Genomic DNA, 9,314 nt, shown 5'->3' on the forward strand with positions numbered 1-9,314 from the left:
GGCCGTGCCGGTGACCACGTCATTGCCACCGCCAGCGTCAATGACGAAGTTCCTGACCGTCCGACCGGAGAAGTTCAGCGTGTCGTCGCCCTCAGTGCCAACGATGCGGTTGTCCCACCAAGTGCCACCGCCATCAAGCACCTGGATGTTCTTCAGGTTGGCGAGGTTATTGGTTACACGCAGGATGTCGTTGTAGTACGGGTTGCCCACAATGCTGTTGCTGCCCGAGCCGCCGTCATATTGGTCCAGTCCGTCGATCGCCACGCCTGAAGAATTGCCTTCAAGCAGGAAGCGATCGTCGCCGTCGCCACCATTTAGCGCGTCGTCGCCCCGGCTACCAAAGATGGTGTCATTGCCTCCCAGGCCATTGATGATCTCGGCAGCTGCGGTACCCACGAGCTGATCGTCGCCTTCAGTGCCGTTGATGACCGGACGACTGTCGAAGAGCGAGTTGTCGAGGGGTACGAGGACCGTGCCGTTGGCCAGTGTGACACTGTCGACACGCTCAGCAATCAGCTTCCATGCAAGGATGGTGATGCTTCCGGCCGGCAAAGCACCTCTGCTGAGGATGTCGATCACCAAGTCATCGCCTTCCATGCGGAACTTGAGGTCTTCTCGTGTGATGTCGCCCGAGAACGCAATGACGCCTGAGCCTTCTTCGTCGATGACCAGGTCATGGCCATCGCCTCGGGCATATCCATAGGTGTCATAGCCCGCACCGCCCTGCAGTTCGTCGTCACCACCGCCGCCGACCAAACGGTTGACACCAGCATTGCCGATGATGACGTTGTTCGATGTATTGCCGGTACCGTCAATCGCCGCATCACCCGTGAGACTGAGAAGCTCAACGTTTTCGGGAAGTACAAACGAGACGCTAGACAAGATCGAGTCAAAGCCGGCATCCTGGACGTTCGACAGATCGACGCCGAGGAGCGGTTCGAATTGATCGAAGTATTCCGCAACGACGTTGCCGTTGGCGATTCCCAGTCCATTCACAAAGGCGACGACCTGCGGCCAGTGGGCTGCCGTCAGCACAAAGTTGCTAGACGCTCTCGTGTAGCCAAGGACAGCTTGGACGAGGCTATCGATAGATTCATACCAGCCTGCATCGCCAGCTGCGTCTTGCAGATTGTCGCGCGCCAAGGTAATGGCATTGATCACCGCTCGATCGGCGCCTGCTTGCTCCAGAACCGTATCGTCGACGTTGTCGACGATGTAGTAGTCGTCGCCGTCGCCCCCCATCATCATGTCGGCACCGCCCCGTCCGTCCAGAACGTTCGTCCCTGCGTTGCCGGTCAGGACATTGGCGCGGTCATTGCCAGTGGCGTTCAGATACTCGCCTTCTGAAAGCGTCAAATTCTCGACGTTGTCAGTCAGCTCGTAGCTGACGCTGGCGACGACAGAGTCTGTCCCCTCACCGACGTTCTCAACGACTTCGTCTCCACCGTCGTCGACGTAGTAGATGTCATCGCCAGCAGCACCCTTCATGGTGTCTGCACCGAGCCCACCATCAATGGCGTTGCTCGCACCATTGCCCGTAATGTCATTGTCAAGTCCGTTGCCGGTTCCAGCGATGGCGCCGATTCCGGTTAGTACGAGCCGTTCGACCATCTCAGGTAGCACATACGAGATGCGCGACCTGACCGTGTCGATGGCGCCGTCACCCTCCTCAATAGGATACGAGGCCGACGAGACTGGCACTCCGAGCAGCGGCTCAAAGCATTCGCGGAAGTTCTCGACCACATCGGTTGCCGCAATGTCCAACTGCAGAACGGCCACGACAATCGCCGGCCAGTCGTCCGCGGTCGCAACGCCACTTGGGAGCGATGAAATGGCGTAACGCACACCATCTATCAGAGGGTCGATGGCATACGCCCAAGTTGTGCCCTGGGCCGCCTGCAGAAGGCGGGAACGCACAGCGTCCGCGGCAGCGTCGTACCCTGCGAAAGAGAGCTCCACGACTCGGTCACCAACGTTGTCGACAACATAGGTGTCGGCCCCATTGCCGCCAAAAAGTAGGTCCRCACCCGTCCCGCCATCGAGCACGTCGATACCGTCGCCACCACGCAGCACATTCGCCGCCGAGTTGCCCTGCAGGACGTTGTCCCCGGCATTGCCGGTACCGTTGATGACGCCGTCGCCGGTCAGGGTCAAGTTCTCCAAGCTGTCGGTCAACTGGTAGCCGGTGCTTGAGCGCACGGTGTCGATGCCGCCGTCGCTAGCCTCGATCACGATGTCGCCCACAGAGTCGACTTCGTAGGTGTCGTTGCCAGCGCCGCCCTCCATCGTGTCACTACCGGCGCCTCCGACCAACAAGTCCGCTCCCTCGCCACCGTCGAGTGAATCGTTGCCGTCGTGGCCCCAGAGTTCATCATCGCCCTCCTGGCCAAACAATGCGTCCCAGCCACCCTCGCCGAACAGCTTATCGTTGCCAAGGTCACCGGAGAGCGCATCGTTGCCGCTCCCGCCGCTGACGAAATCATGGCCGTCGCCGCCAAACGCGACGTCATTGCCATCCTCAAGCATCAACAAATCATCGCCGGCATCGCCAAACACCAGGTCGTTGCCCGCACCAGCGAACACCACATCGTTGCCGAGACCACCGTCCACGACGTCGTTGTCAACGCCGGTATAGACCAAGTCGTCGCCGGCACCAGCTTCGACGCCGTCATTGCCGAAATCGTCGGTAATGACGTCGTCACCGTCGCCCGTCTTGAACATGTCTGAGCCATTGGTACCCAGCACCAGGTCCTTGTCGGCAGTGCCGTTGAACACCGTGCCTGGCTGCGTCGTGGGCGCCGGTGTCACAACGGTGCCGCCACCCGGCGTGCTGACTTGCGTTTCCTTGCGATAACGCAAGGTGACGTCGGCAATTGCAAGGGTCGTTCCGTCGCCGCGAGTTGCAACTGCGGTGCCATGGACAGTCTGTCCATCGATGACGCGGAATTGCCCGTCACTTGTAAGGCCGATGGCCGAAATGCCGAGGTCCGACATCGACCTGAACTCACCCGCATCGCTGATGCCGTCGCTGTCTGCATCCTGCCAGACACCGAACGACGCCCACTTCTCGTCCGCCGCAGAAAAGATGCCGTCACCGTTGGTGTCGAAGGATCGAAGGCCTTCAAGATCGGTCTGACCGTCCGGCTTGTACGGGACGAACGAGATCTCATCAAAACTGTCGATCTTCCCGTCTCCGTTCTTGTCAAAGGCGATGAATCCGTCGCTTGGGTTGTTCCAGGCAATACGGCGGCGCCAGCCGTCGCCATTCACGTCGAAGAAGACGTTCGAGTCGTCCACATCCGTGAAGTGGAAACCGTCGCCGTTCAGGTCGATTGCAATCGGCTTCTTTGCGCCACTCTGGATACCAGGCGCCGGCTTGGGGCCGAAGTGCGTGACGCTTACCTCTTTGTCGGCAAATGTCCGGCCTGTCGGATCGCTCAGGTCGACTGCGCGCACCACCACCACATCGGTATGGGTTTCTTCGTAGCGCGAATGCTCGTCTGTATCTACGTTTTTCGCGACGAGCGTGCCGAGTGCGTCCACGTCGACATAGCGGCGGCCGGTGTAGCTGAATTCACCAGTGTTCGCGTTGATCGTGGTCGTCCCCCACAGGCCTTGCGTGACGATCTCATAGCGGAAGTTGCTGCTGCCATCCGGGTCGGTAGCGGTGATACGACCATCGTTGCTAATCTCTGAACCGATGGGCGTGTTGTGCGTGTAACCACCCGGTGATGCAGAGATTTCGTAGACGACGCCGTCCATCAGAATCTCAATCGAATTGGGAAGGCCCCATTCCCCGGATTGCTGAGAAGCGATACGCGAGTACTCCCGGTCGAAATAGCTTCGCGGTATCGATGTGTCGATCAGCGGGCCGTAGTCGTAGTAGGAGTTCTCTCCATCCACATACGTCTTCGTCCGTCCCGCCACGGTTTGGTAGGGGTCGTAAAACGGAATACCCGTGTCGCGCGAAACCTCGACGTACTGCCTGCGGTCTTGCGCGCCGAAACCGACGGTGACCGTTCTGGCAAGGACGCCATAGCCGTAGATCGAGCGATTGACCGGTTGATAGTCAACTACAGGGCGGTCGTTGACTTCGGTGAACGCCAAGAACGCGGTTGCAACGCGCGTGTCTCCGTTCGGCGCCTTCACCGTGTATTGGAAAGATGCTTGCCCGACAAAGTTTGCGTGCGGAGTCACCATCACCTGCCGATTGGCGGCATCCAGCGAAATGGTGACATGCTGCGCGTTGGAGAGCTGGGTGATGGCAAGGCCATCCGCACTGCCATTGAACAGATCGTTGCCCAGCAACAGAGACCAGAAGACGGGCAGAGTGGCGGGCGTGGTCGTCGGTGTCGCGCTGACGTCCTCATTAAATGCACCCAGGTCATCGTCTCGAGCTTCGAAAGTGTCCGGAATAGGTGCATCGTCATCAATCAAGGTCGTCGTGACCGAGCCAACAGCGATCTCAGCGCCGCTCGCGCCGCTCAAAACTACTGAGAAGGCTTCGTTGCCCTCGATCGCTGCGTCGTTGCTCGTGTCGACGGTGAAGGTCTTAGAGGTCTCTCCTGCTGCAAATGTGAGCAGGCCAGAGACTCCTGCGAAATCGCTGCCATCGCTCGCTGTCCCAGCAACGGTGGCGTACTGAACACTGATCTGAGTATCGCTAGCGTTGCTCAACGCGACGGTGTAAGTCAGCCTGCCAGTCGACTCGCCGACGCTGGCCGGGCCTGAGATGGAGAGTTGAGCAGCCCCCTCGTTGTCGACCAGCGTGCCGGTGCCAATGACCGGTGCAGTGTTGGCAGCACTGCCTGCCAAGAGCGTGAAGCTTTCAAGCGATTCGACGATGTTGTCGTCCGCGGTGCGGACACGGGCGATGAACTGCAGCAAGCCAATGGGAACCTCAACCGCTCCACCGCTGACAGCGAGGAAGCTCGCGCCCCCGTCGAATGACACCTCCAGCGGCAGATTCAAGTCGGCCGCGGAGGCTGTCCCTGCGACAATGTCAAGGGCGACGGTCGTCACGACGGAACCCCTGACGTTCAAAGCGACCGTGAAATCCATTGCGCCGCCCTCGATGGCCGACCCGTCAGACACAGTTGCTACATGGGGATTTCGGCCGGGATCCGACTCGTCAAGCAAGGTCGTCGTGACCGTGCCGACCGCGATCTCGGCGCCGCTCGCACCGCTCAACACGACGGAGAAGGCCTCATTGCCCTCAATCGCTTCGTCGCTGCTGATGTCGACGGTGAAGGTCTTGTTGGTCTCTCCTGCCGCGAACGTGAGCAGACCGGAGACGCCAGCGAAGTCCTCACCGTTGCTCGCGGTCCCCGCGGCCGTGGCGTACTGGACGCTGATCTGCGTATCGCTAGGGTTGGACAGCGTAACGGTGTAGGTCAGCGTTCCAGCCGACTCGCCGACGCTGGCCGGGCCTGAGATGGAGAGTTGCGCAGCACCCTCGTTGTCTACCACCGTGCCGGTGCCAGTGACCGGTGCAGCGTTAGCGGCGCTGGCTGCCAAGAGCGTGAAGCTTTCAAGCGATTCGACGATGCTGTCATCGGCCGTTCGCACACGGGCGGTGAATTGCAGCACGCCAGCCGGAACCTCTACCACCCCATTGCTGACGGCGACGAAGCTTGCCCCCCCGTCGAACGACACCTCCAACGGCAGACGCAGGTCAGCCGCAGACGCAGAGCCTGCGACGACGCCGAGAGCAACGGTTGTCACGACGGAACCCCTGACGTTCAGCGTGACTGTGAAATCCACGGCTCCGCCCTCGACGGCCGATCCGTTGGACACGGCCGCAACGCGCGGGTCGCGGCTTGCATCGCTCACTCGTGTCGGATAGACCAGCACGCGGCCATCGTCAAACTCAACCTTGATGCCATCAGGAACTACGCTGACCTGCTGGCCCGTAGCACTGGTCTCAAGCTTGACGCCCTGCATCGACTGCAGACCGCCGTTCATCGTGAAGCGGTTGTTGTTGTAGTCGAGCTGGGTAATTCCCAGCGACTCCAAATTCTTCATTTCGGAGAAGTCTGCGACGGCGTCGCCATTGACGTCACGCCAAATTTTGAGTTCATTGAAGACAGGGTCAGCGCCATCGATGACGCCGTCGGCATTTGCATCGACCCAAGCCAGGCTACGTACACCCTTGGCGGCGTCATTGAGTGCCGAATTGCTGAACAGTTCTGTGCCGGAGTCAGCCAACCCATTCGGGTTTCGGTCAAGGAAGAGCATGCCCTCACCGGAACCCACCCAGCCAACCTGCTTATCGAAGCCGGAGCCGTCCCAATTGAAGGCGCGGTCGTTGTCGGCATTCGAGACTGTGGTGATCTTGCCGTCACCATCCAGGTCGAGCGCGATGGGACGGAACTCGCCAGCAAGCTGCTTGTTCGTGACCGGATCGACTGAAGCTGCAAGGCCGCGGCGAGCGGCGCGCTCTTCCTCGGTCAGGCCAGCCAGCGGATCGCCGGCATCTTGCTGAAGCCTAGCTGTGCGCACCTCCCACATCGGCGCAATAGCTCGCCGCTCAAGAGCCGAAGTGACCAGCCGCTCGAAGATGCTCAAGCGCTGCCCGGGAACCGTCGCATCCGCGTTGTAAGGCTTCCAGTCATCGCCGTAGCGAAGTTCAGGGTAGCGCTGCTGACCAGTAACGGGGTCAATGTCAGTAATGGCATACCCGGGCTGATCCTGTCGCGCCTCCCGCCATGACAAAGTGGGAAGGCGTTGAGGGATTATGCCAAGCGAGTCTTCCGGGTTTGCCTGCGCCGCATCACTAATGAGCTGCTGCAGATAGCCCTTCAAACCGCCGAAATAGGTCGGATTCTGAGAACCGTCCGGCAGGGTGGCCGGCTCGCCGTTGCCCTGCATCAATTGAGCCACTCGATCCTTGCCGAAGCTTTCGCCTTGAATGTCGAAAGCGAGTTCGGTCGTGGCGCCGAATTTGAAAGTTCCGATACCCCACGCTTCGGGCGGTGCTTGCATGGCTTTGTATAGACTGGCAGCCATGAGAGCCCAACCAAGAGGGTTGGTCATTAGGAAGGCACTACCCTGGAGCATCGTACCGATGCCCATGGCCACTCCAATCGGGTCCTTATTCTTGATCGAAAGAACGATCTGCAACGGTGGCAGAGCTGGAGCGATGCTGCCGGCCAGCGTGTTCAATGCTGGAACTCCAAGATGCACCGCATTCAATGCGGCATTCACGCTCACCACAGCATTGCCAACCGCGCTAATCTTGTCCAGATCGCTCGCGCCGCCGGCAAAAGCATTGTGAAGGTTATAGATGCTGAGCGCCCCTTGTGCGAAGGTAGACGCCTGATTGAGGTAGGGAATGGACTGCGTGCGATCGAGTGTATTTAGAAGCTTGAGGCCGCTAGCCAATTGCGGCAGCGGTTGGCCGCTCTTGATTGCGTTGATAAGGCCAGTGACGTCCTGGATCGCCGAGACGAACGTCCCAAGATACCGTGGAATCTCGACGCGTCCGGTTTCGTTTCCAAGGGAATCTCTAACGAACTTTGTGCCCGAGCCATCCGACTTTGTGATCAGCGTTTCCACCAATCCTCCGCCAAGAGCTGTAGTTCGCGTCTCGCCAAGTACATTTCCAGCGCCGTCGCGCATTGTTAGGAGTGTTTGGCCAGGGGCAACTTCGATCTGAGTGCCAACTCGAACTATTTGTTTGTCCGAGTCAAGTGTGATGATGGCCTTGCGCCCGTCGGCGTATTCGACCGTAGCTATGGAAGAGCCATCGTCGAATACCTGGCGAGTTTCAACCTGTGTAATCCGGCCAGCGTTGTCAAACTGAGTGCGAAGCAGATTCCCCTGCTCGTCATACCGATCGACCACGCGCGAGACGATTTGATTACTAGCGTCGTAGCGTGTGTTCTCCGTGCTGACCGCTAAAAGGCCCGAAGGAGAAGTCGTTACCACGGAGACCGAACGCCCTGTCATAGCCTCGCTGGCATCGTACTGGCGGGTGTCCGTCGTGTTAACAGAGTTGCCGCTTGAGTCGAAGTCAAAAGTAGCCGCCGTCTCGGTCTTCAGTTTACCGAAGGTGTACTGGCGGTCCGTCACGATTCGGCCTTTGGGTTGGCCTGCCGCATCGATTGCCGGGGTCGAGTCTCTCGTGGTTGTGTTGCCTAGTCCATCATCGAAAGTTGCCCGGAAGCTCGAGTCTGAAGGCAAGCTTTCAAGGGGGGCGCGCGACACAGCAGCTTGCGCCAATTCCGCGTTTGAGGCGGTGCCGGCGAAAACCTCGATCTTTCCATTGATCAGCACGCCATCGCTGCGAATGGCACGCACCTCAATACGACCATCAACCACCCTCGTGTAGGGCTGGCCATCTAGTGGGGACTCTGCTCCGAGAGGCGCTGATGACTGCCACCCCTCTGACGTCGGTATAGCGATTCCTCGATAGCGCTGGAAGGCTTCTTCGACAGACATCGTGCCGGTGCGCAGAGCGGCTATATCTTCTGCTGAAGGCGAGAATTTATACGTCACCGCAGCGTTTGCCGGGACGATCCCTCCTTTAGAGATCAAACTGTACGCAACTTCTCCACTAGATCTGATGACAACGATCCCGTTAGGAACTTCTTGGTCACCAAACACCAATTTCTGGACGAATGTGATGTCACCGTTGGCGGCAACGCGGCCTACTCGCTTGTCTGGCCCTACATCAATCACGTAATAGTGTTTTATCGGAGGCGCAGATGAGATTTCATTGCCAGCTGCATCTATTGGGAACGCCCACTCTTCAATCTGTCTCGTCTCTGGATTCCACATCGCCCTGATGCTTAGGGTGCCCTTTACAATGGGGACGAAATCGAGAGTCGCTCCGCTTGGCGATTTTCCAATAGGAGCGCCCGATGCATCCCGTTCGATGCCAACATTGCGCGACCAGGTTTGATCTAGCCACGAGATGAGATGCTCCTGAGAACTGGCTTGGTCTGGTTTACTTTGAAAATAGCCAATCTCGGGACTGTTCGACAAGAAGCCCGCATCAAGCCGGGGGGCTTCTCCCGCTGGTACGTATCCGAGGACCGACTCGACCTTCTTGAGAATCGCTCCCATGGGGTGACCGAGACCCGTGGAAAGAATAAATGGCAAGCCGGACAGAATGAGTGCCGGGTTTTTGGTCTGCATTCCCCAAACAACTAGCTGACTGCCGACGTCAAACKTGAAATCGGCCTCGGGTGTCGCTTCGAATGAAGTGCCTGGGAGGTGGGTTCCCGCCTTTCCGACCAAGGTAAACGCATAGGCGGTGAAGGCACCCGGTTCCATAGGGTAGTCGCGGGCAAATCCCGGAAGCTGAGCTT

General features: G+C 59.0%; 1 protein-coding gene. It reads right to left on the bottom strand.

The features are described from left to right. On the bottom strand, positions 1-9,141 hold a 9,141-nt coding region (locus ACXRVZ_RS26920; RefSeq protein WP_458233070.1), incomplete at its 3' end, for a Calx-beta domain-containing protein. Between the last annotated feature and the right edge of the window lie 173 nt (positions 9,142-9,314).

The sequence above is a fragment of the Roseateles sp. P5_E8 genome, from assembly GCF_054177665.1.